Origin of the sequence: Candidatus Brevundimonas colombiensis, from assembly GCA_029202665.1 — a bacterium.
In the GTDB taxonomy this organism is placed as follows: Bacteria; Pseudomonadota; Alphaproteobacteria; order Caulobacterales; family Caulobacteraceae; genus Brevundimonas; species Brevundimonas colombiensis.
On sequence record CP119326.1, the window covers coordinates 3,035,642 to 3,060,421 of the forward strand.

At 63.6% G+C, this 24,780-nt stretch carries 16 protein-coding genes; 7 read left to right on the top strand and 9 right to left on the bottom strand.

Annotation, left to right across the window (positions count from 1 at the left end):
- Positions 1-94: 94 nt before the first annotated feature.
- Positions 95-1,303 (bottom strand): 2-methylaconitate cis-trans isomerase PrpF, encoded by a 1,209-nt coding sequence (gene prpF / locus P0Y50_14910; protein WEK39805.1) that lies wholly within the window; start codon positions 1,301-1,303, stop codon positions 95-97.
- A complete protein-coding gene (acnD, locus tag P0Y50_14915) occupies positions 1,303-3,939 on the bottom strand; it encodes a Fe/S-dependent 2-methylisocitrate dehydratase AcnD (GenBank protein ID WEK39806.1) in 2,637 nt (878 codons plus the stop codon). Before acnD ends, prpF begins: the two co-directional genes overlap by 1 nt.
- Positions 3,940-4,210: 271 nt before the next feature.
- On the opposite strand from acnD, the gene P0Y50_14920 reads away from it, so the two are divergent.
- The 4 genes from P0Y50_14920 to P0Y50_14935 are packed head-to-tail and all read left to right on the top strand — an operon-like array spanning position 4,211 to position 7,482.
- Positions 4,211-4,621, top strand: coding sequence for a hotdog domain-containing protein (locus P0Y50_14920; protein WEK39807.1), 411 nt, complete (start codon positions 4,211-4,213; stop codon positions 4,619-4,621).
- Between the two features lie 43 nt (positions 4,622-4,664).
- Positions 4,665-5,822, top strand: a complete 1,158-nt coding sequence (gene prpC, locus P0Y50_14925; protein ID WEK39808.1) for a 2-methylcitrate synthase — start codon at positions 4,665-4,667, stop codon at positions 5,820-5,822.
- 23 nt (positions 5,823-5,845) lie between these two features.
- Entirely contained in the window at positions 5,846-6,769 is a 924-nt protein-coding gene (gene prpB / locus P0Y50_14930; GenBank protein ID WEK39809.1) for a methylisocitrate lyase, read from the top strand.
- Positions 6,770-6,801: 32 nt separating this feature from the next.
- Positions 6,802-7,482 (top strand): epoxyqueuosine reductase QueH, encoded by a 681-nt coding sequence (locus P0Y50_14935; protein WEK39810.1) that lies wholly within the window; start codon positions 6,802-6,804, stop codon positions 7,480-7,482.
- A gap of 109 nt (positions 7,483-7,591) precedes the next feature.
- Here P0Y50_14935 and P0Y50_14940 read toward each other — a convergent pair whose 3' ends face one another.
- The 3 genes from P0Y50_14940 to P0Y50_14950 form a co-directional block, all read right to left on the bottom strand.
- On the bottom strand, positions 7,592-8,230 hold the full coding sequence (locus P0Y50_14940) for an energy transducer TonB (GenBank protein WEK39811.1): 639 nt from the start codon (positions 8,228-8,230) through the stop codon (positions 7,592-7,594).
- A gap of 91 nt (positions 8,231-8,321) precedes the next feature.
- Complete coding sequence (locus P0Y50_14945; protein WEK39812.1) at positions 8,322-8,918, bottom strand: biliverdin-producing heme oxygenase; 597 nt, start codon at positions 8,916-8,918, stop codon at positions 8,322-8,324.
- 111 nt (positions 8,919-9,029) lie between these two features.
- Positions 9,030-11,372: a TonB-dependent receptor gene (locus P0Y50_14950; GenBank protein ID WEK41589.1), complete on the bottom strand. Its 2,343-nt coding sequence runs from the start codon at positions 11,370-11,372 to the stop codon at positions 9,030-9,032.
- Between P0Y50_14950 and P0Y50_14955 the strand changes: the two genes are divergently transcribed.
- Complete coding sequence (locus tag P0Y50_14955) at positions 11,329-11,697, top strand: hypothetical protein (protein WEK39813.1); 369 nt, start codon at positions 11,329-11,331, stop codon at positions 11,695-11,697. The two genes, P0Y50_14950 and P0Y50_14955, sit on opposite strands and share 44 nt — an antisense overlap.
- Before the next feature lie 212 nt (positions 11,698-11,909).
- Here the strand turns inward: P0Y50_14955 and P0Y50_14960 are convergent, their stop codons facing one another.
- The 3 genes from P0Y50_14960 to P0Y50_14970 form a co-directional block, all read right to left on the bottom strand.
- Positions 11,910-12,809 carry a hypothetical protein gene (locus tag P0Y50_14960; GenBank protein ID WEK39814.1) on the bottom strand — a complete coding sequence of 300 codons (900 nt, stop codon included), beginning with the start codon at positions 12,807-12,809 and terminating at the stop codon, positions 11,910-11,912.
- A 2-nt stretch (positions 12,810-12,811) separates the two neighbouring features.
- The gene (locus P0Y50_14965) at positions 12,812-13,624 is read right to left on the bottom strand and encodes a hypothetical protein (protein ID WEK39815.1); all 813 of its coding nucleotides are present in this window, start codon (positions 13,622-13,624) and stop codon (positions 12,812-12,814) included.
- A gap of 412 nt (positions 13,625-14,036) precedes the next feature.
- A complete protein-coding gene (locus tag P0Y50_14970) occupies positions 14,037-15,074 on the bottom strand; it encodes a hypothetical protein (GenBank protein WEK39816.1) in 1,038 nt (345 codons plus the stop codon).
- 492 nt (positions 15,075-15,566) lie between these two features.
- Here P0Y50_14970 and P0Y50_14975 point away from each other — a divergent pair, with 492 nt between their 5' ends.
- Both P0Y50_14975 and P0Y50_14980 read left to right on the top strand, forming a co-directional pair.
- Complete coding sequence (locus tag P0Y50_14975) at positions 15,567-19,217, top strand: hypothetical protein (protein WEK39817.1); 3,651 nt, start codon at positions 15,567-15,569, stop codon at positions 19,215-19,217.
- A 309-nt stretch (positions 19,218-19,526) separates the two neighbouring features.
- Positions 19,527-20,636 (top strand): DNA methyltransferase, encoded by a 1,110-nt coding sequence (locus P0Y50_14980; GenBank protein WEK39818.1) that lies wholly within the window; start codon positions 19,527-19,529, stop codon positions 20,634-20,636.
- Here the strand turns inward: P0Y50_14980 and P0Y50_14985 are convergent.
- Positions 20,633-24,718, bottom strand: coding sequence for an AAA domain-containing protein (locus tag P0Y50_14985; protein WEK39819.1), 4,086 nt, complete (start codon positions 24,716-24,718; stop codon positions 20,633-20,635). The genes P0Y50_14980 and P0Y50_14985 overlap by 4 nt on opposite strands.
- Between the last annotated feature and the right edge of the window lie 62 nt (positions 24,719-24,780).

The following is a 24,780-nucleotide window of genomic DNA, read 5'->3' on the forward strand; positions in this document are numbered from 1 at the left end:
CAAGATTTAGCAGTGATAACTGCGAAGATAACCGCAGATATGCAAATATTGCAAAGTAAAATGTGAGGCCGATCCGGGTCGGCGCAGCTGGGTTTCAACCCTCGATCACGTCGGCAGGGATCAGGACCACCCCCTCCATCAGACGTCTGGCGCTGCGGCTCATCACCGCCTTCGAAACGACCCAGCCGCCGTCCTGCTCAATCGCCTCGGCGCCGACGCGCAACACCCCCGACGGATGCCCGAACCGGACGGCGCTGCGCGCCCCCCCGCCCGCGGCGAGATTGACCAGCGTCCCCGGCACGGCGGCGGCGGCGGCGATGGCGACGGACGCGGTGCCCATCATGGCGTGATGCAGCTTGCCCATCGACAGGGCGCGAACCAAGAGATCGATGTCGGACGCGGCGATCCGGCGACCGCTGGAGACCAGATGGTCGGCGGGCGAGGCGACAAAGGCGATCTTGGGCGTGTGCTGACGCCGGGCGGCGCCCTCGACCGTGTCGATCAGACCCATGCGGACGGCGCCGATGGCGCGCAGGGCCTCGAACCGCTTCAAGGCCGCTGCATCGCCGTTGATCGCATCCTGAAGCTCGACCCCCGTATAGCCCAGATCCGCCGCATTGACGAAGAGGGTCGGAATCCCGGCGTTGATCAGGGTGGCCTTCAACCGCCCGCCCGCGACCAGTTCTTCGGGAACCTCAAGCTCGTCGACCAGGTTGCCGGTCGGGAACATGCCCGCCGCACCGTCGTCGCCCCCCTCGCCCCCATCCGACGGGTCGATGAATTCCAGCACGATCTCGGCGGCGGGGAAGGTCACGCCATCCAGTTCGAAAGCGCCGGCCTCCCGCACCGCGCCGCCCTCTACAGGCACATGGGCGATGATGGTCTTGCCGATATTGGCCTGCCAGATGCGGACCGTGCGGACGCCATCCGGGCCTGCGTCGACATAGCCCGCATGGATGGCGAAGGCCCCCGCCGCCGTCGACAGGTTGCCGCAATTGCCCGACCAGTCGACGAAATCCGCATCGATGGACACCTGGCCGTACAGATAGTCGACGTCATGGCCGGGTCGTTCGCTGGGCGACAGGATCACGCATTTCGACGTGCTGGAGGTCGCGCCCCCCATGCCGTCGATCTGCTTGCCATAGGGGTCGGGGCTGCCGATCACACGCTGGAACAGCCGGTCGCGCACCGGGCCGGCAACGCGCGCCGCCTCAGGCAGATCCTCCAGCCGGAAGAAGACGCCCTTGGACGTGCCGCCGCGCATATAGGTGGCGGGGATGCGGATCTGCGGATGGTGCGGCATCAGGCGGCGCGCTCCTGTTCCAGGAAGTCCTGTGCGAAGCGTTGCAGCACGCCGCCCGCCTCATAGATCGAAACCTCTTCGGCGGTGTCGAGGCGGCATTTGACCGGCACGGTCTCTTCGGTTCCGTCGACGCGGCGGATGACCAGCGAAAGCTCGGCGCCCGGCGCGGGCGTTCCCGCGACATCATAGGTCTCGGTCCCGTCCAGCTGCAGGCCAAGACGGGTCACGCCATTGATGAACTCCAGCGGCAGCACGCCCATGCCGATCAGATTAGTGCGATGGATGCGTTCGAAACCCTCGGCGGCAATGGCTTCGACACCCGCAAGGCGCACGCCCTTGGCGGCCCAGTCGCGCGACGATCCCTGGCCGTAGTCGGCCCCGGCGATGATGATCAGCGGCTGGCGACGGGTGAGATAGGTCTCGATCGCCTCCCACATCCGCATGACCTTGCCGTCCGGCTCGACCCGCGCCAGCGACCCCTTCTTAACCACCCCGTCCACCACGGCCATCTCATTGACCAGCTGAGGATTGGCGAAGGTGGCGCGCATGGCCGTCAGGTGGTCGCCCCGGTGGGTGGCGTAGGAGTTGTAGTCTTCTTCCGGCACGCCCATCGCGGTCAGATATTCCCCCGCCGCCGAGGTGGCCAGGATGGCGTTGGACGGCGACAGGTGATCGGTCGTGATATTGTCCGGCAGGATGGCCAGAGGGCGCATCCCCTTGAGCGTGCGAGGGCTGGCGGCCAGGGCGCCCAGCCCCTCGGTGTCCCAATAGGGCGGGCGGCGGATATAGGTCGAGGTCGGCCGCCAGTCGTACAGCGGCGCGACGGGCGCGCCGCCCCTGCCGCGTCGGGCGAACATCGGCTCATAGACGGTGCGGAACTGTTCCGGCTTCACATATTCGCCGACGATGGCGTCGATCTCGGCGTCGGTGGGCCACAGGTCCTTGAGCCGGATTTCCGCGCCGTCCGGGCCAACGCCCAGCACGTCCTGTTCGATGTCGAACCGCACCGTGCCCGCGATGGCGTAGGCGACCACCAGCGGCGGCGAGGCCAGGAACGCCTGTTTCGCATAGGGGTGGATGCGGCCGTCGAAGTTGCGGTTCCCCGACAGGACGGCGGTCGTATAGAGGTCGCGGTCGATGATCTCCTGCTGGATGACCGGGTCCAGCGCCCCGGACATGCCGTTGCAGGTGGTGCAGGCGAAGGCCACGATGCCGAAGCCCAGAGCCTCCAGTTCGGGCAGCAGGCCCGCCGCCTCCAGATACAGCTGCGCCACCTTCGATCCCGGCGCGAACGAGGTCTTGACCCAGGGCTTGCGGACCAGGCCCAGGGCGTTGGCCTTCTTCGCCACCAGACCAGCGGCGACGACATTGCGGGGATTGGAGGTGTTGGTGCAGCTGGTGATGGCGGCGATGATCACCGCCCCGTCCGGCATCAGGCCCTCGCGCTCTTCGGCCAGGGCGCCTTCCAGGTCGACCGCCACGCCGCGCTCGTGCAGGGCGGCGGTGGGCAGGCGGCGATGCGGGTTGGACGGACCGGCCAGATTACGCTCGACCGTCGACAGGTCGAACGTCAGCACCCGCTCGTATTCCGCCGTCTTCAAGGCGTCGGCCCACAGGCCGGTCGTCTTCGCATAGGTTTCCACCAGGGCGATCTGATCCGGCTCGCGCCCGGTCAGGCGCAGATAGTCCAGCGTCTGCTGGTCGATGTAGAACATCGCCGCCGTGGCCCCATATTCAGGGCACATGTTGGAGATGGTGGCCCGGTCGCCGATGGTCAGGCTGTCGGCGCCCTCGCCGAAGAATTCCAGCCAGGCGCCCACCACCTTCTGCCCGCGCAGGAACTCGGTCAGGGCCAGAACAATGTCGGTGGCGGTGATGCCTTCGGCGCGACGCCCGGTCAGATTCACGCCCACGATGTCGGGCAGGCGCATCATCGACGGCCGGCCCAGCATGACCGTCTCGGCCTCCAGTCCGCCGACGCCGATGGCGATGACGCCCAGCGCATCGACGTGCGGCGTGTGGCTGTCGGTGCCGACGCAGGTGTCCGGGAAGGCCACGCCGTCGCGCACCTGGATGACCGGGCTCATCTTCTCCAGATTGATCTGGTGCATGATGCCGTTGCCGGCGGGAATGACGTCCACATTCTCGAACGCCCGCTTGGTCCATTCGATGAAGTGGAAGCGGTCCGCGTTGCGGCGATCCTCGATGGCGCGGTTCTTGGCGAAGGCGTCGGGATCGAAGCCCGGCGCCTCGACCGCCAGCGAATGGTCGACGATCAGCTGGGTCGGCACCACCGGATTGACCTTGGCCGGATCGCCGCCCTGATCGGCGATGGCGTCGCGCAGGCCCGCCAGATCGACCAGCGCCGTCTGGCCCAGAATGTCGTGACAGACGACGCGCGCCGGGTACCAGGGGAAGTCCAGGTCGCGCTTGCGGTGGATGATCTGACGCAGTGCGTCCGGCAACAGCGCCGGGTCGCACCGGCGAACCAGCTGTTCGGCCAGGACCCGCAGCACATAGGGCAGGCCGTCATAGGCGCCGGGCTGGATCGCGTGGATCGCGGCGCGCGTGTCGAAGTAATCGGCGCGCATGTCACCGGGGGCGCTCAGCAACCGACTGCGGTAGGCCTGATTCATCGGTGCGATCTTTCGAGCAGGAAGACGGAGGTTGGACAGTGCGCCCTCAATAGGCGTCAGACCGGCGCGTGAGGACGACTGAAACGGCGGAAGTTTGTGAAAGCCCTTCTGTAAATCCGCCAATTTTGCAAAATCAGGACCGGGTTCGGCTTTGCATTATTTGCAGGTTCACAGCTTCGGCTCCGCAGCTTTCCGCCTTTTTAGTCCTTCTGATGAGGCGTAGGCCGTGAATATCTCCTGACCTCGCGGATCGGCCGCGCCCCGAGGTCCAATGTCGTCTCCGACCCCGTTTCAATACGAAGAGACCCGCTTTTCGGAGATGGTCTTTCCTGACCAGGCCAATCACTACGGCGCGCTGTTCGCCGGGTCGGGCCTGGCCCTGTTGAGCAAGGCGGCCCTCATCGCGGCCAGTCGCCGCGCGCGGCGGGACGTCGTCATGGCCCGGTCGGAGGCGACCGATTTCCTCACCCCTGTGCAGGTCGGCGAGTTGCTCGACATGGTGGCGCGCGTGGTTCGGGTCGGACGAACCTCCCTGACCGTCGAGGTCGAGGGCGTCGCCGAAATCCTTTCCACCGGCGTCCGCCGCCCCGCGCTTCATGGCCGTTTCGAGATGGTGGCGGTCGACGCCGACGGGCGACCGACGCCCCTCTCGCGCCATCCAGAACCGTTCGCCCCGGCCTGACATCCTTCCATCGTCGATCCCAGCCTTCCTTGAGGAGACTTCAATGACCGAGACCACCCTCGCGCCCGGCGTGAAACCCAAGAAGTCCGTCGCCCTGTCCGGTGTTCTGGCGGGCAATACGGCGCTGTGCACCGTCGGCCGGTCCGGCAATGACCTGCACTACCGCGGCTACGACATTCTGGACTTCGCCGAGACGAGCGAGTTCGAGGAAATCGCCCATCTTTTGATCCACGGCGCCCTGCCCAACAAGGCCCAGCTGAAGGCCTACAAGACCAAGCTGAAGGCCCTGCGCGGCCTGCCGTCCGCGGTGAAGTCGGCGCTGGAGACCGTGCCCGCGGCGGCCCATCCGATGGACGTGATGCGCACGGGCGTCTCGGCCCTGGGGTGCGCCCTGCCCGAAGCCCACGACCACAATCACCCGGGCGCGCGCGACATCGCCGACCGGCTGGTGGCCTCTCTGGGGTCCATGCTGCTGTACTGGCACCATTTCAGCCAGAACGGCCGCCGCATCGAGGTCCAGACCGACGACGAGACGGTCGGCGGCCATTTCCTGCACCTGCTGCACGGCACGCCGCCGTCCGAGGGCTGGGTGCGGGCCATGCACACCTCGCTGATCCTGTACGCCGAGCATGAGTTCAACGCCTCGACCTTCACCGCGCGCGTCATCGCCGGGACCGGGTCGGACATGTTCTCGGCCATCGCCGGGGCCATCGGCGCCCTGCGCGGCCCCAAGCACGGCGGCGCCAACGAGGTCGCCTTCGAGATCCAGAAACGCTACGCCGACGCCGACGAGGCCGAGGCCGACATCCGCCGCCGCATGGAGGCCAAGGAGGTCATCATCGGCTTCGGCCACCCGGTCTACACGATATCCGACCCGCGCAATGTGGTGATCAAGCGTGTCGCCAAACAGCTCAGCGACGAGGCCGGGTCGCCCCGGATGTACGACATCGCCGAACGCATCGAGAGCGTCATGATGGACGAGAAGAAGATGTTCCCGAACCTGGACTGGTTCTCGGCCGTCTCCTACCACATGATGGGCGTGCCGACGGCGATGTTCACGCCCCTGTTCGTGATCTCGCGCACCACCGGCTGGGCCGCCCACGTCATCGAACAGCGCACGGACAACAAGATCATCCGCCCGTCCGCCAACTACACCGGGCCGGAGAACCTGGCCTTCGCCCCCCTGGCCGAGCGCGCCTGAGCCCCTCTGAGAGACGACACTCCATGCCTTATCTTCTCGCCTCGGACCTGCCGACCGAGTCCGCCGGAAAGCGGTTCCGCGCCGCCCTCGCCCGCGACGGCATCTGGCAGTTGCCGGGAGCCCACAACGGCCAGGCGTCGATCCAGGCGCGGAACGCCGGTTTCGACGGCGTCTACCTGTCCGGCGCGGCCATGACGGCCTCGATGGGCCTGCCGGACCTGGGCATCATCACGGTGGACGAGGTCGCCTTCTTCATCCGCCAGATCGCGCGCGCCTCGGGCCTGCCGCTGCTGGTGGACGGCGACACCGGCTACGGCGAGGCGCTGAACGTCATGCATATGGTGCGGACCTTCGAGGAGGCGGGCGCGGGCGCCGTGCACCTGGAAGACCAGATCCTGCCCAAGAAGTGCGGCCACCTGAACGGCAAGGCCCTGGTCCCGGCCCTCGACATGGCCGCCAAGGTCGCCGCCGCCAAAAAGGCCAGCCGCGACATCGTCATCATGGCCCGCACCGACGCCGCCGGCGTGGAGGGTTTCGACGCCGCCGTGGACCGGGCGAAGATGTACGTCGACGCCGGCGCCGACTGCATCTTCCCGGAAGCCCTGAACACCCGCGAGATGTTCGAGAAGTTCGCCAGGGCCATGCCCGGCGTGCCGCTGCTGGCCAATATGACCGAGTTCGGCAAGACGCCCTTCTATACCGCGACCGAGTTCGAGCAGATGGGCTACAAGATGGTGATCTGGCCGGTCTCCTCGCTGCGCGCCGCCAACAAGGCGCAGGAAGAGCTCTACGCCTCGATCAGGGCCAACGGCGGGACGCACAAATACGTCGACCGCATGCAGACCCGTCAGGAACTGTACGACACCATCGGCCTGCACCAGTTCGAGGAACTGGACGCCTCGATCATCAAGACCATCGTGCCCCAGGGGATGCCGCAGGTCGGCTGATCCGACCCGGCATTCGTGCTAGACGCCGGTCCATGTCAGACGCGCACAAACCTGCCGAAGCCTTCATCCGCCCTGTCCTGGTCCCGCCCGGCGGCGAGACCAGGGTGCTGCTGCATTCCTGCTGCGCGCCCTGCTCAGGCGAGGTCATGGAGGCGATGCTGGCGTCGGACATCGACTACACGATCTTCTTCTACAACCCGAACATCCACCCGGAGAAGGAGTACCTCCTCCGCAAGGACGAGAACGTTCGTTTCGCCGAGAAGCACGGCGTGCCCTTCGTCGACGCCGACTACGACAAGGACAACTGGTTCGAACGGGCCAAAGGCATGGAGTGGGAGCCGGAACGCGGCATCCGCTGCACCATGTGTTTCGACATGCGCTTCGAGCGGACGGCGCTCTACGCCCACGAACACGGCTTTCCGGTCATGACGTCCAGCCTCGGCATCAGCCGATGGAAGGACATGAACCAGATCAACGGCTGCGGCGAACGGGCGGTGAAGCCGTACGACGGCCTCAGCTACTGGGACTATAACTGGCGCAAGGGCGGCGGCGCCTCGCGCATGATCGAAATCTCCAAACAGGAAGAATTCTATCAGCAGGAATACTGCGGCTGCGTCTATTCGCTGCGGGACACCAACCTGCATCGCCGCGAGACCGGCCGGAAGTCGATCGAACTGGGCACGCAATTCTACCGGATCGTCGATCGCACCTGAAGCACGGCCCAACACGTCGCCCACCGGACCGGCGGCCTCGGGCTTAGCCTCTCAGAACCGCCACAGGGTATTGGCCGCGCTGCGCGCCCGGCCCAGAAACAAAACGGCCTCATCCGTTTCTCCCGACGAAGAACTCGACCGGCACGACCAGTTCGATCCGTTCGCCCTCGACCTCGGCCGGAGGTCTTGGCAGGGGCTGAGCACGGGTCAGCATATCCAGCGCTGCATGATCCAGAACCGGCGCTCCCGAGCTGCGATCGATCCGCGCGGTCAGGACGCGGCCCTGCCGATCCATAACGAAGCGCACATGGGCGACGCCCTGCTGGCGGCGGGCCAGAGCGGCTGCGGGATAGCGCTTGTTGCTTTCCAGATGGGCCAGAAGCCGGCCGCGCCAGTCCGATGGCGCCGACGACGCTGACGCCGCAGGGGGCGCGGGTCGTGACAACGGCGCCGTTGTGGCGGGAGCCGGCGTCGCCTGAACGGCGCTCTCGGGCTGCGGGGTTCGCTCAGGGATCAGCAGGGGTTCGACCTGATCCTGCGCCTCGGTGATCCGCACCTTCTCCAGCTCGCGTGGCACGGGTCGGGAAGCCGCCGCCTCCACCTGTTGCGGTCCGGGCGGGAGCTCTGAAACCGGCCGCGGCGGAGCTTGATCTCGGACCAGTTCCACCATCACGACGGGCTCGACCGTGGGCGTGGACCTCGGCGCCGACGGGATCATCAGCAGCCCCACGAACGGCAGAAGATGCACGGCCAATGCGAACGCTGCCGCCGCGCCCTTCTCAAACGCCTTGCGTCGCTGCGGCGCCCGCAAGGTCAGCGCCCTCCGCCCGACGACACGATCAAGCGAAATCGAAGACATCGCGGACAAGTCCATGCACCCGGACGAAGGCTTCCCGGGCGCCGTCCGCGACCCGTCCCTCTTCGGCCTGCGTCAGTTCTATGCCGTCCAGAGCCTCGGTGAAGCTGCGCCAGTGCCGCGCCCGCCCCTCCGGCGAAGCGGCCAGATGGCGGGCGCCGTGCGTCTCGTTCAGCCCCAGCGCCGCCGACCATTTCAGAAGAAAGGCCGCGCCGAGGTTGGAGCCCTCGGCCACATAGAGCCAGCCCAGGGCGGTCGGCAGATCCACCTCGCCCGGCGCGAAACGGGGCGCCGATGTGTGTTCCGGCAGTTCAGCGCCGACATCCTTCAGGTCCGCGACGACGTCGGCCAGGCGGCGCCGCTCGGTCAGATCGGGCAGCAGACGTCCCAGCGCGGGCTGGTCATACAGGGCGTGGATGTCACGGTGGAAACCGTACTGAACCGCGAGGAAACGCGCGTATCGGGTCAGGTCCTCGAACGGACGCTGGGCCACGATGGTCTTGTCCAGACTATCGTGGGTGTCGTGCGTCAGCCCCTTGAGGCGTTTCGAACGGCCTAGGTCCTGGATTGTGTCACTCATCGCCAACTCGTCTTCGCCCGATCCGGAACAGGTCGCGCCTCCGGCCGGGCGGCGGAGGCGCGATAGTCAGACGTCCCGGCCGACACCGCCGACCGAGACGGTTTCCTTCGATCAGAAGCGGTAGTTCAGGCCGACCCGCACCGTGTGCAGATCGAGCGTGCTGGAGGAGATGCGGCCAATCGGGGTGTCAACCCCCGAGGGAACCGTGACGTTGTCCGAGGTGTAGCCACGATTGATGTTTCGGCTCGCCCGGTCCAACTGGAAGTCCTCGTCGCCGAAGCGATTGTAGAGGTACTCGGCCTTCAGCGAGACGCGATCGCTGAAGGCCACCTCGGCCCCGGCGCCCACCACCCAGCCGACGCGCAACTCCTTGGCCTCTTCGCTGAAGTAGGGCCGGGTCACGAGGCCGAACGGCGAGTCTGCGCTGGCCGAGTTGGACCGTCCCTGAATCCGCGTCTGCTGCTCCTGGAGGAAGGCGACGCCGCCCGTTCCATAGACCAGCGTCCGACCGAAGGTGTGGCCCAGACGGGCGCGCACCGAGGCGTTCCAGTCGTAGCTGTAGTGATACTCGGCCTGAATAATCTCCTTATCGGCCCACCGGCCGGTATCCAGTTCGGCAGCGAGGAAGTACTCGCGCCCCTTTGCCGGGCTGGCGCTGCCGTCGATCTCAATGCCCGCGACCCAAAGGTCCGACAGCATCCAGTTGTAGCCGCCCTGCAGGCCGCCGTTGGCCGCGCGGGCCTGACGGTCGACGCGTTCGGAAGCCGCGACCCCACTGGCCTCGCCGTTGGCCGAACGGGTGTCGCCCCGGCTGCTGTACTGCCCCCACCCCATGTGCGAGCCGAGGTAGAAGCCGCTCCAGTCGCCGTTGAAGTCCTGCAACGGATCGGCGGCAAGCCCCTCCATCGCGGCGCGGGCGCGACGGCGGGCGGAACCGCCCCCCTCCCATTCACCGTCGCCGAAGCGGGTCACCAGATTGAAGCTCAGGGTCCGGCCGGGCGCCGGCAGGACGGCCACGCCCTCGCCCAGGGTCAAGGCGTCAACATAGTAGCGGTCTGTCAGGTTGTTGACCGTCAGGTTCAGACTGGTCCGCCCATTGATCGCATAGCTGCCGTAGAGATCGACCACCTCATAGGCGGGTTCACGCTCCACCTTGCTATAGCGGGCTCCGAACTCAAGCTTCTCGTCCAGCAGGCGGCCGCCAAGCGAGACGCTGTTCATACGGCGTGGCGGGATGTGAGAGACGAACCAGGATTGGTTTGTCGGCGCCATGCCCTGCTCGCACCACTCGCTCTGCCCGGCCATCTCCCGACTGCAGGTGGTAATATCAGTATACTCGGTCCCGTTCAGCTCGCCGAAGATCCAGCCTCGGTCGTAGCGGACCGAATACTCATAACCTTTCAGACTGACGCGAGGGATATTGATGCGAGCGAGGACATTGGTCGAATACCCGTCCGGCGATGTCAACAGTTCGTCGCCCAGAGTGATGTAGTCGGTCACATCATTGTGGAACCAGCCGAACTTGGCCTGCAGCATGTCGTCGTGGCCCAGCAGGCCGAAGGCCTGATAATTGACCCCGATCTCAGTGTTGTGGGCGTGTTCGGGCCGCAGGTTGGTGTAGGGATTGACGAACCCCGAGAAACCCTCCGTGGCCTCAAACGGGCTGGCGAAGCGCAGGGCCTCAGCATGGCGGCCGTACAGTTGCACGCCGCGAACCGGCTCGATGATCGCCGAAATGACGGGGGCCCAGCCGGATCCCTCGTCGCGGTTTATCAACCCGCCCTGAACCCAGCTGATACCGGCCTTGCGATCCTGAACCACGTTCTCCGTGTAGCGCCCCCCCAGCTCCAGCGTGGTCCAAGGGGCCGGCTTGTAGGTCGCGGCGATAAAGGCGCTGTACTGGCGTCGCCAGCCTTCGCGCGTGATATCCCAGGCACGGCCCGGATACTGTGCATCCAGCCTGGCCCAGTCTTTCGAAAGGCCGAACTTCTCCAAGTCGAAGGCGCCGCCATAGGCGATGGCCAACTCCCCCGCCGCGCCGCTGAAACGCGAGGTGTTGGACAGGGTCACGCCTCGGCGCTGCGACGCCGTGGCCGCGAACTTGTCACCGTTGTAGTCGGAATTGCCGAAATGCAGTCGGACAGGGTCCACCACTAGGCTGTCGATCTCCGTCAGCCAGAGATCCGCCTTGAAATCGATCAGGGGCGAAGCGGGATTGTAGCGATAGCGCGCCGTCCACGTGTCCACGCCGACATCTGATGTCGTCTGGCGAGGCGTGTCGCCGTACATCAGCTGCGAAGGTTTCATCTCGCCGTGTTCGGTTTCATAGCGCATGTAGGACAGATCGAAGGTGTGACCTTCCAACGGACGGATCACGGTGCGCAGCAGGACTGAGGTATTGTCGTGCGAGGTGTTGAGCACCTGCTCGTCGTATCCGGACACCGTCGCCGACATGCTCAAGGTCGCACAATATCGCGGTTGGACCCGCCTCAAGGTGGTGGGAGACGAGGCCTTCCGGCGCGAAGTCTGGGTCCAGGCCCGAGCCATGGGCCTGGAGGTTCAAGGCTATCGTCCCCGGGACCGGGACCGCGCAGCGGCCGGGTTGCCGCACGGGCGGGCCGAGATGGAGGCGCGGCTCCGCCGGGCCTCCCTGGTGGTCCGCACCCTGGTCATGGACCCGCAGGCACAGCAGCGGCTGATCGCCTATGCCGCGGAAAAGGCCGGACTGGCGCGATCGCCGGACCGGGAGTCTCGACACGGTCGGCAGCGAGAGTGCTAAGCGCCTTGGCGCATCGATCTTCACACCGTCCGAAGCAGACTTCGGCTCCCAGCCGACAATAAGACGTTCGCTCGACCGCCGCCGGCGCATAGGCGAGATTCAGACGTCGCACATAGGCTTCACTGGCATTCATCCACGCGTCGGTAGTTCTCCCCGATCAGTCCAAGCGTCCGCGCGGCGGGTTTCATATTGCCCCAAGCATTGCGGTCTCGTCAGAACCGGATTTCAACCGGACGCCTGCTCGCGCCCCGGACGTCGCGCGTGTAGAGGATTTCCAACTTTGGAAAGGCGGCCGACGGGAAGGCGGTCTGATAATTCTTCTCTACGGGATGGTTGTCCCGGTTCACCGCCCCGGCGGAATAGACGATTGTCTGACGTTCGCGCGCCGATCCCCATCGCTTCAGGAAACTGCGTGTGCCCTTCGTCCAATGGGTGCCCGCGCCGTGATGGAAAGCGACAAGTCCTCTCATCTCAAGACCGTCTGATGCATGCATCTTGTAGTGTCTCGGAAGATGAAAGGGCGCATCGCCAGGTAGGAAGATAACCTTGCCGGTCTCCTTCTGAACGATCGAGAACGCCACGCCGCTTCTGTTGCAGTCCTCGTTGTGAAGCGTCGGCCGAAAGGCCTTCAGCTTTTCCCACCAAAGCTCGTCTCCGTTCGCCGCCACGAAGCAGCACGGCACGGTCTCCAGGGACGGCGGAATACAGCGGATGTTCACGATCTCAGCGGAGCGCTCCACAGCCGACGGAGATGTCCATTGCCGGGGAGTCAGCCAACGGCCGTGTTTGGCCGCAGCCGTCCCCGGCCAAGCGCTGGCCCAATGGTCGTGGTCCCAGTGGGTCAGCATGATGGTCTGCTCAACCGGCACCGGCAACAGACGATCGATCTCAGTCAGCCGCGCAGCCAATTTCAGGCCGTTGAATGGACTGCTCTGGACACCGCCGTAGTCGATCCGGAGCACGCCCTTCCCGGTTTCGTCCAGAATAACGATGGCGTCGCCCTGGCCGACGTCATCTACGCGAACACCAGACAGAGAGTTCACGGATGCCAAGGGATCGAACTGCAGCCCGAGGTCGAGGGCATCGATTTTTTCAAGAGTTGGAGCCGTCATGGTCAGGCCTCCTCCGGACGAGGGGTATCAGACGACGCCGACAATCCCCGCTTCAGAATCGCATCCGAGTCAAAACGGTAATGCCTTTCCACCACCTCGATCGGTTCGATGTCTCTTTCGTATGTCTTCGCTTCCTGAAGCCGATTTCGACCGAAGACGACAGCGATGCGGCCCGGCTTCAATGCCTTGAATTCGGCGAGGAGAAACGGTGCGCTGGGGGGTGTTTCCGGCGCCGGCTCAGGCCCGGGCTCTTCACCGCCCAGATCGCCTATATGATCTAGGGAGAAGACTTGTCGTAACGCCCGTTTCTCATCCTGCGTCACTCTTAGCACCTGCCGCACATGAGCTGGGCGCACTTCGCCCTCCTTGTCGGATACCGTCGCGAAGGCAGGGATGCCGGGACCGATGGCTTTCGCCTTGCTCAGGGTTATGCGGAACCACCCGCCAAGTTGGAGCTCCCGTATCAAGGCGCCAACGGCGACTGAGGCGGACGCAGCATAGAGATCGATCCGACTCGTCGGCATGACCCCGAAGAGCTGACGCAGACGGGCGGCTCGATCGGTTCTCCATTCGGCGTCCAACGGTCGCGGCGGCTCCGCTCCCAGGATTTCCGGCGTGTGCTCGAAAAACTGTCGGCGGACGATAGACGAAAACCCCAGATGAGCGACCTCCTCTTCCGACCAACGAGCTCCGACGACCGCGCGACCGTCCACCGGCAAGGCTACGCCGCCGGGCAGGCGGCTGCGCGCCTCTAGATAGGAGAAGTACTCGGTCCTCCCCCTGCCTTGCCCCTCCCAACCTGAGTACAGCTTCACATTCCCCCCTTAAATCCGCGGCCTCCCCTTTCTCGCCGCAAATGCGGGCCTCTACAACGTCCAGCTGCGGCGGATGAGGACGGAAGCTCTATCGAAAAGCTCAAGTAGAGCCATCGACGCGCTCTTCCCGAGCGACTAGGCGATGACAAACCCGAACGCGGATATCGAACCACCTGGATCGATCGCATTGACCTCGCCTATGGTCGGCTGCACACGCACCGAAACCGGTCTTCTACCCGACCTGAAACTCCAGCCTCAAAGCTTACGAGGATGAGGAACAGTCGCTCCAAGAGAGGTGCTTGGCAGCATCATCCAAGAAACTGTATCGGCAACGCGCGCCTGCGTGAGCCTAGCGGAAGGAAATCGCACGCCATAGCGAACTCGCTGATCGGCGAGGCGGAAGACCCGAGCTTTAAAGCACGATCTGGGCGGCGACCGTATCAGAGATTATCCGTCGTTTAGCAGCCCTGCGCACGACCTCAACATCTTCGCCGGACTCGCGCAACCAGTCGAGAAAGCGGTGAACCGCATGGCGCGTGGTGGTCTCGTCGCGACAGTCCCGCAATATCGCAAACTGCACTTGCTGAACCTCGTCGGCGGCGAAGATGCCGAACGGCGGCTTGACCACAGTGGCGTCCGCAAATCCTAAGAGGGCCCGCGCTTGCGCTTCGGTCGCACCACTCTGGCTGGCGATCAAATGAAGCGGTCCGAGTTTGGGCGGGAGCCCACCGACGATCTTATAGTCATCCAGAAAAGGCCGGCCGACCCGTTCCCGGCTGGCCGGCACCCCGAGACCCGCAGGTGCGGCGTGCAGAGAGAAGACAATCGTTCCGGCCCCGACCACGAAACTAACCTGTTTCGGACCCAGCAGCTTGCCGCCGCTTTCCAGGAGTGCTGTTTCGAGGACCGCCGCCATCCGGCCCTCGCGTTCACCGTAGTTCAACCGACTCCAAGTCAGGGCGTCGCCCGAGTAATATCGGCCTTTGCGCGCCTCTCGGACGCCAAGATGAACCAACTTGGTCGACGCATCGGCAACGGCGTTCAGAACCGCTGCGATGAGATTCGCTTCAGTTTCGACCGGAGCGCCGAAGGCGTTCAATGTCTCTGAAACCGTCTTGAAGCGTGCGTTAGCTGCGGCATCTTCATCGTCCAGCGGCTCGGTTCCGGTCAGGGGAATGATACGAACCTTCGCCGGCGCGCTGTTCTGTGCCGTCATCAGCTCGGCATGGCAGATGCCGACATCTCCTGGAGTCCTCGTCCATCCCGCATGGCCCGTATCGAGGACAATCACGATATCCGCAGAAGACGCCTGCGTCAGGCAAGCCTCCCAGCTGTTCTCATCCAGGCCCTGTGCCGGAGCGTCCTCATTAATCCAGACGGAGAACAGTTTCTGACCGAACAGTTCGGCGCCTTCGATCTGCTCCCGAAGCGCTCGTCGAATCTCGGTCATCGAGCGGCCACCCGCCGGAAAGGATCGCTTGCACTGACTAGAGATCATGACCGAGATCGGCCGCACGTCCACCGCTATTCGCAAGCTCCCCTCCCCCACGATTGCTGCAGTCGACCGACGTACTCTCGTCGCCGCTGAGCGCCCGCAGCCTATTGTCCCTATTCAGCAGCACAAGCGAAAGTTGCTCCCCGCTAGATCAGCTGATAGCCCTTAGCAGCGGTTGGTGAACGTCGAAGCAGCGCCAAGAAGCGAAATAGGCGCGCGGATACATAGGGGACTTGTCGCGCATCTCAGAGGTCTAGCGACAGCTTCCTCTTCTTGGAAAGGCTCTGCCTTAGACTCTCATCAAGTGGCGTTGGAGACCTTGATTGTTCGCGACAAGCAGGCAGCTCATGGACGCCCTGGAAGCGCCCAACAATCCTAAAGTTGCCAAAGCAGTACGGCGGGCGGCTAACTAGCCTCAAGACAAGTGAAATTTGTTGGGGCGGCTAAATGTTCACAATCGAGGCTCCGAAGCCGATTCTCGCGCTCATCCGGCGATGCGACCGCGAGAGCCTGCTGGATATCCTGATCGGCCTCACCCTCGATCCGACCTACCAGTCAAACCACAATCGCCTGCTCACCCTGATCCAGCTCGCCCTCGTTCATGCGCGCGGCGACCGGCGGCCGTCCCAGGCCCACATTTCGACCTTACTGAACGGCCTCGTCGATCAGGATAGCGGCCGACACGAAGACGTGGCGGAAGACGCCTTCTGCGTGGGCGTCGGCTTCGCCGGACAGGAACGCCTTATCATCAATGGCATGTATGTGGCTTCGGACGAGGCCCTCCAGCGGCTGCTGGACGCGGTCTTTACCGAGGATTTCCCGTCACAAGATGGGCTGCTCGCCGAATGCACGGCCTTGCTGGCGATCAGCGATACGATCGCGCGTCTGGCTGGTCTCTTTCTAAATGCCGCAGGCGACTCCATCCCGCGCCAGACCGAGTGGCCGGACGACATCGAGGCCCTAGGTACGCTCGGCCAGGCCACACGGTTCAGCGGCTCGGCATTGCAGAAGCTCGGCGTCTCTGTAGACACGCTTGCCCCCTTCATCCTCAAGGACCTCACCGGCCTAAACGACGCGCCGTTCGGTCGCACGGCGCTGAACGTCCGGCCGCTGCTGCGCGACGGCGACGGGATCGTCGTCCCCGCACCGAGCTTCCTCTCGCCTGCTCTGCGTTTGCGGCTGACGGACCGGATCGCGCGTGGCGTCGTTCCTCGTGGGGCGACCACCATATTTCACGAGGTCCAGTTCGCTCGATGGACCTTGTTCGATGCGCGCACAACCGGCGCCCGGGCGCTTTCCAACGACGACGTCGAGATGCCTGAACCGGGCTTCCGCCTGTTCGGCGACTACATGCACGCCGTCCTTCGCTTCGACGAAGAGAAGCTGGCGCATCTAGTCGTTCTGGGCTGCGACTGGCACTCGCCGCCCGATGCGGACATCGGCGCCGCAAGGCGTGGGAGCCCCGACTTCGAGGCCAACCTGGCGGACCATCTTCGCGCCAGTTTCGACGCTCTGCGCCAACAATTCGGGAGCGACGCAGGCCTGACCGTCATCGTCCATGACAGCCCCGGGTGGGGCCTACCCCTGGCGCTCCCAGGCGAGTTCGCGCCTGACTGGTTCATCATCGGGACGGATGCGCCGGGGCTGACCGCCCTGTTCGCCGATCCCGCGTTCAGCTTGCTCGACTGCTGGAAGATGCACCGCCAGGCCCGGGAGATCGGCGAGGCGGGGGTTCGACTGGCGATCTGGCCTGACCCGGTCGACTGGTGGACGGTGTGGCGTGACCAGGGCTTCAGCTTCTGGCCAGAGACCATCGACGTCACCGCATTTGGCGGCATTGCGCACCAGGGCGTGGATATCGGCGGGTTCAGACACCTCGGCCGACTGTTGGGCGGTCGTCACCCGGCCCCCACGGCCTATGGCGACGCCCGTACGGTCGAACGCTGGATCGGACCGACGACGCCGCCGAGTGAGCTCGCAAAGCCGGTCTACTACGCGACGATCGAAGCCATTATGGAGAACTTCAGCGCTGTCGTGGAGACCGACCGCGGCCTCTGGTGGGTCGCTGTCGGTCGTCCCCCGTTCACGCCCGAGGACCGCACCTGGCTGAAGCTGCTTTGGGAGGGCTCGATCGAATGGGTGCTGAAGCTGGCCCAGGCCGCGCCCTCGGCCGTCCCCCGGTCGAGCGACGCCCTCGAAATCCGCCTTTTGCCGGTGCCGGATCACATCATCGATGCATCGGACGCGCCGGAGCTCATGCGCGCCGGCCCCGGCGTCCCCATCGTCAATCTCCTGCTGCCGCCCGATTTCATCACCTTGTTCATCACCGAGGGCAACGCCGGCGACAAGGCGCTCGTCACCCTTCTGGCGCAGTCGATCCGTCTCGCGCTGGATTTGCCTATGGACGACGTCACGCTCACGACTTGGGTCGATAAGGTCACCGCCGATCCGAACCTGAAGATGATCCACGTCACGACGTCGGGCGATCTCGCCCTGCAACTGGACGGGAAAGTCCAGCCGGCGCCGGTCCGCTTCATCCAGGTCGCCGACGCACGGGAAGCCGAACGGGCCGCCCGCCAGCGCCTGGCGCAGCGTCCGTCCAGCGGCGTCGCCGTCGACCAGGTCGAGATCACTGGGAAGGCGGAAACCACCCGGGCGCTGCACGCCTTCGTCGACGATCTGTGGCAACGCTGCCGTTCCAGACTGGCGACCCTAGACCGGAGCTCCGTCATCACCCTGGCGATGCGCCTGATCGAGGCGCTTCACCGGGAGCGGGTATCGGGCGAACGCGGCGCTCGCGCGCGCCAAAGCCTTTACGCCGACTACGGGCGATGGGCGATCCATACGATGTCCGGGCGCGACGGAGCTTTCCGCGCCTATCGGGCCATCATCGAAATGGCCGTCTGCGAGGCCGCCACGACGGGGGGACGAAAAGCTGCGCTCTCGGACATCGACACGATGGCGGGCGAGGTCATGGCCCTGTTCCGGACCGCCGACCAGAGCGATGCGGTCTATCACGACCTTGTCGCCCCCGATCTGCGGTTCCGGGCGGACGGGGCCTGGGAGGCCTCGGATGGAGGGTCGAACGCCTATATGCAGCGCTATCTGGAGGCCTGTATCGCCGACTCCATCGCCGACGACATCGACCACTATCCCAAGCTCTTCGTCACGGACGACAGCGAACCGCCGGCGCCGGACGATCCGATGTTGACGGCCTACGCCGCCGAGTTCGGTCTGGGGATGGTCGAGGTCGCCGCGATCCAGAACGCCCTGCTGGAGATCGCAGACGATCTCGCCGTCGATGTCGTCGATCTGTCCGAAGCCGAACTCATCAGCCGGCTCGACGGCAAGGCCGACCTTTCCACCCTGCCCGCTTTCATCAAGACCTTCACTCTGTCGCCGCGTCCGCGCTGGGACAAGGCACCTGCCGGGTTCAGCGGCGATGACATCTATCCCTGGATTTTCGAGCGTCGGCTTTCGTTGATGGTCAGGCCGATCATCCGGATCGGGGACGGGGCGACGGCCCGCTGGCTCTACGGCGTCCGCCAGCTCCAGATGGGCCTCCAGTACGCCTCCCATCTTCTAGAAACTGGCACATGGGCGAAATCAAAGCTGCACTCCGCTGAGGCACGCGCCTGGGTTGACGCCGAGGTCGGTCGCCGCGGGCTCGCCTTCGAGGTCGAGATCGGCGAACTCGCCGAGGCCAAAGATTGGCGGACCTTCGTAAACCGGCCGATGACGGAGTTAGGCGCCGCGCGAAAACTCGGCGATCTCGACGTGCTGGCCGTCAGTGCGGACGGCGCGACCTGGATAGTGATTGAATGCAAATGGTTCGGTGGCGCCCGGTCGTCGCGCGAGGTAGCCAGTTGGCTGCAGGACTATCATGGCCACGACGGCGACAAACTCGACCGCCATCTAAAGCGCGTGGCCTGGATTCGCGAGAACGCCACCGCGGTCGCTAACCGGTTAAAGCTGGCCACCCCGATTCGGATTCTTGGCCGGGTCGTGACCACCACCCCCGCGCCGCTGAGCTACCTCCGCGAACTGCCCCAAGACGCCGCTGTTCTAACACGCCGTACACTGAAGGAGATACTTTAGCGCTGAGAGACGGCCATTGGCCCGATCCCTGCTAGGTTGCATAGAACGCCGTTGGATGCAGCAATGCTGGCACCTTCGAAGCGCCAACAGCGGACATTCGGACCTCGCCGACTAGCGGACCTTTAGCCGCCCTCGTCAGATTTCGATCTGCGGCAGCCTTCACGCGCCGGCGTCCAGCGCGATGCCCCATGCGGTCAGATTGACGACTTTACGTTATAGCATTGAAAATGTAACATTTTTAGGCGCGCGAAAGAGCCTTCAAAGTCAGGACTGCCCGGACTAAACTCCGATCGCACCGGTCGGGGATAGATGAAGTCAGCTCTCGCATACAATAAGGACTACGCGTTCAACGCCATCTGTCCCTACTACACAATGTTCCCACTCGAATATCCGATGGGGATCATAAAGAAATATCGTCGTGAAAATCCAATCATACTTGACCCGTTTTGCGGTCGAGGGACGACTATATACGCCGCCCGAAAGTTCGACCTGAGATCATACGGTCTGGACACATCTGCTATCGCTGCATCGATTGCTCAGGCGAAGGTGGCCAGCGCCAAACCCGACGCGGTGCTGGAACTCGCCAAGAATCTCTTGGCTACGGCGCCGAGGAACGTCCCGCAGACTGAATTTTTTCAGCGAGCGTTTGCCCCATCAACTCTCTTAGAGGTTTGCGCTCTGCGAGAGGGGCTTCTCAGCACCCCAAAAACCCACGCCGCGGCGATCCTTCGAGCGGCGGCGCTCGGCTGCTTACATGGCCCAATGAACGCGAGCGGGAAGGCAAGCTACTTCTCAAACCAGATGCCACGGACCTTTGCGTCCAAGCCAGACTACTCCGTCCGCTTCTGGCGGGACCGGAGCATGAACCCTCCCGTCGTTTCGGTTCTTGAAGTGCTCAGGAAGAAGCTGGCGCGCATATCCGATCTGGATGCGCCTTCCCCGGGACGTCTGACGGACATCAAGTGCGGCGATGCGCGCTCCGCTGCTTCATATCGCCGGGTGCGAAATGCGACCGTCACCGTCACATCGCCACCGTACTACGGCATGACGACCTACGTCGAAGATCAGTGGCTCCGAAATTGGTTTCTGGGAGGGCCAACGGAGATCGACTACGGCAACGACCAACAGATGAGCCACTCAGGCCCGGATGCCTTCATTGCCGATCTCGCGAAGGTGTGGCGGAACGTCCTAAAGGCCTCTGATGACGATGCTCACCTCTATGTAAGGTTCGGGGCCATTCCATCAGTGAAAAGCGATCCCCGCCACATTCTAAAGGCATCTCTTGAAGAGGCGGATGGCTGGACTCTGCTCTCCGTCAGGAATGCCAAGACGTCTAACGCCGGCAAGCGGCAGGCAGCTCAAATGGGCCGCGAGTCAAATCCCGCCGAAGAATTCGATTTTCACGCCGTGCGAACTTAGTGCCAACGTATCTCCGCAGCTCGCAGGATTCCCGCGTCATCTTGAATGTCCACGGCCAGGCGCTGACCGCAGAATTCCTCCAAGTATGACTTCAACGCGATCGAGGTCTCTGCGGCCTTCTGATCGGTTGGGAGGTGATAGGCGAGCGACTTCGGCATCAGCACGATGCACTTCGCCTTGGCTCGTGATACCGCCACGTTTGTCCGTTCAAGTTGGAGGAGGAACTCTTCCTCTCCCTCGATGATATCCGTGTCGCCTACCCCGTAGGACACGATGACGAGATTGCGCTCGCCGCCCTGAAAACGCTCGACGGTGTCGACCGCGCTGAACACCAATTCCGGATCAGCTGACGGGAACAGCTCTGTGAGCTTGCGGACGACGAGGGCCTTCTGCGCCTTATGTGGCGTGACGATACCGATTCCAGATTCGAAGAAGGTCTCGTCAGTGAAGGCCTCGCCGTTAGTCCCTCCGCCCGTGTCGAGCTCTTTGGCCATTGCGTGCCGTGCTATGAATGCAAGCCCCGCAACCAAGCCGGCTTCAAGCTCATTCGCCTGAGACGAGGTCGGGTCATCGTGAATGAGCGCCGTCACTCGGCGTTCCGGACGGAGAAGTTCAGCGTAGGCCGCGGACCGCGGTAGGGATGCAGGCAGCGTTTTCACCACGTCATCGAGAGGCTCAAGGACTGAAAGGTCCTTCTTTGGTGCCGCGGCGGCGAGCTGCGCCGGGTAGCCGAGAGAGCGAGCATAGTCGACCAAATGTTGGTTGGAACGATAGTTCACCAGGAGGGGCTGCTGGGCTATGCCAAACCGCTTGATGAGATAGGTCTGAATGCTGTCGACGAGATACTCAGCCCCTTTCGGGGGATCGAGGTTCTGGATCGGCGGCATCTGCTTGTGGTCGCCAGCGACAATCACCTGAGCGCTGGCCTTCATCGCCGCGAGCGGTTTGATCGCCAGGGTCATCGGGATTTGGGAGCTCTCATCGAGAACAATCACATCAAACACTTCATCCAGCTCCGAGCCGCTCTGACCGACCGCCTTCGTGAGACGCAAAACCATGTGAGCGGTGGTCGAGATGATCGTTGAGCGCTGAGCGTCGCTAATGCTTGCTTGAATGTTGTCGAGGCCTCCGCCGAAATCCAACGTCGCCGCAGTGGCTACGAGGTTCGGATTGGAGCTTGAAACATCCTTCGGCGTGCGGCTCTTGGAGTAGAGCCAGAAGAAGTCTCCTATCGCGGCAGCATCTGCCTCCAGATTCCTCAGCAGGCGGCCGGACAGCTCTTCGACGGTGCGGTAGTTGGGGCCGGTGATCAGGATTTTTCGCGGAGGTCCCTCGCGAACCATCGCGTGCAGCATAGCGACAAGGGTGTCTGTCTTGCCCGTGCCAGGCGGCCCCCAGATTATCGAGAGTTGTCGTTGGCCGCAGACTCGGACTGCCTCTATCTGACTTTCGTTGAGCGGATGCGCGTTAGCGTTTGTTGCGAAGCTGGCGAGCTTCTCCGTTTGCATATCCGTGCGGACCAAAGTCTTCGCGACCGCATCGCCTTGCCATAAGACCCGCGCTACCGGCGAGATCGTACCAGTGCCCTTTGGAAGCTTCTTTGCAGCGTTGTGCCCCATCGCGAGCTTCGCTTCCGCCGACGGCGTTGCGATGCTCGGATCACCAATTTCGATGAGCACTTCCCGTGTCTGGTCGTAGTCATTGAACGGCATGGTCGGTAGCAAGTAGATCGGCTCACTGCCGATCGGAACCAAACCGCTGGCCATTACGGCCTGGAATGCCGGCGCAACCTTTCCCCAAGATGGTTCCAGCCTGATGGTGATCCGAGCAGCGGCCCTGTCGAAACTTTCGATCTTCGCCGAGATGACCCGGTGCATGGGCGTGTAGTCGTCCAACCCGACGCCAAGCGTCTTTGCGTTCTTGAGCGGAAAGCCTGGGTGGCTGACGACGCCAACCGTGCAGAAATCACCTTCTTCGATCTTCGCCTCGGTCGAATCTGCGCTGACCGAAAACTCGTAGCGATTGCCGCCGAAACTCTTCGTCACCGCCTCGAGGATCACCGCTTGGTAGGCGGCCTCGAGCCATTCGGGACGGGCGATGAGGGTGTGCAGTCCTTCGGTCTTGCCGACGGCAGCAGACACGCTTGCCCACCTCTCCCAGAGCTTCGAGTCATACGCAACGCCGGCCAGGCCAGACGGGATAGACATCGATAGCTCTGGAGCGTTGCCTGAAATGCAGTTCTTCAGGTCGATCCGCAGACGTGCCGCGATGCTCGACATCGCCCAAGCGTGGGCTTTCAAGGCGGCGCCGTAGCGTTCCACCGCCTCGAACACGCTGACCGGCTTTCCGAACATTCGGACTGTCCCCGTGGGGGACTTCCAGATTTCGAAAATGCGCTCCCGAGGAATGCCGTTTCCGAGTGGCTCAACGTAGTAGCTGTCGACCTTGCGAGGCGTCAGGCGGTTGTGGTGATAGGCTTCCGCGGTCCCGAGGAGCGTGACCGCGAAGCGTTGGGGAAGCCGCACAGAGGCGGTGACGATATCCTTGATGAAGACGATGTTGGGACAAACCTGCTCAGCCTTCTCCATCAGCTCTTCCGCCGGGAAAATCCAAGCCAATGCTCGTTGAGAGCGGCCGGACAATTGAAGAATGTCCAGCAGGTGGCGGCCAAATGCGTTGCAGAGTTCCGTATATTGCCGAAGTTCCCAGAAGCAGATTTGGGTCCTGAGCGTCCCCATGCCGTGGTCGTCGAAGACCTTCTTCGACTCGTCGATCCAAGTTGCAAGGCGTTCGATAAACGAATTGAGCGCTGCCCATTCGGCGACAGCGTTGTCCTTTGAGACGACGAATGCGGCCTCGCCGAGGGGGCGGATGGACTGGTCCTCCCCATCGGCCTTCTGAAACTTGTGGCCGAATGGCGCGAATAAGGTTCCACGAAGAGCGATGCCCGTCAGGAAGCCAGACCCCGGATCGAAATTCACGACGATGTCGAACTCTGCCCCGAGGTATTTGGCCAGACCTCCGACCTTCGAGGCCTGATCCACGCTGACGTTGCCGGTCGCGATGGACTGGGCGCGTGAACCGATCTGGTCACGATCTTTCTTAAGAAGAGTGTGGCCACGCAGAACCGCCGCATTGGATTGGATGCCGACAAGCTTCCCGACTTCCGGATGACCGCCATCTTTGAGGACGCGGGTCGCACCCTTGCTAAGGGTTGGCATCTTGCAGAGGTGGTCGGAGGCTTCAGCTCCTTGGGAACAATACTTCGTCGGGTCCTTGTCGAAGTAGACGTGATCGTCCGGCGAGAGCCATGAACGGTTGCCGAGCCAATCGCAGGCTCCGCACTTTGGATTCACATGATAGTCGAGAGTGGCCCATCCCGCCCCGTCGCCGGTCGAGATGACCCGAGGGAGATCTTCGACGAAGAACTTACGGACGCTCGGCATATAGACGAGGTAATTCACCCGGCCGTCGTCGAGATCGGCCCGGAGCGCCTGAAGGCGGGCCGTCACCTCGCCTCCGTCCTTCTTCTTCATAATCTCGGAGAAGGCCGGCATCTCTGTGTGCCGCCAAAGGAAGATTCGGTCAGAGATGAAGTACCGTTCCTTGAATGCCGCGCCCTTCGAATGCAGCCAGTTCGCCAGAAAGATCGCATAGAGGCACACCTCGGCTGAGTAGCTCGCGTTGGCCTCGGTGATGTTTTTGAGGTCAATGACGCTAAGGGGCGTCCGGGGATCATCGAGCGCAATGAGCCGCCGCGATCCATCTGGCAATATCTCGTAATCCGTGTCTTGGCGCGCATCGACGAACAGAACGTCGGGTCGAAGCCCGGACAGTTGAGGGATCAACTTCAGAGAGGCGGCCGACACCCCCAACGCGGTCAATGCGACGTCACGAAACTCTTCGGGTTCGAGCTCGGGTTGAAGGATCAGGGATTGTGGCTTGGCCTTCGCCAACGCTTCAGCGAGATCGATGCCTGTGCGTCCGGCGCTCTTGTGGATGACGTGCGCTGGGATGGCATTGAGGAGCAGATCAAACTGTTCGTACTCGAATTCCCGGCCCGAGGTGGTGATCAACTGCACGCCAGGTCGCGACTTTAGAGGCACTGGAATCCCAGCTGCGTCTAGGGCGGTTGGATTGTTTG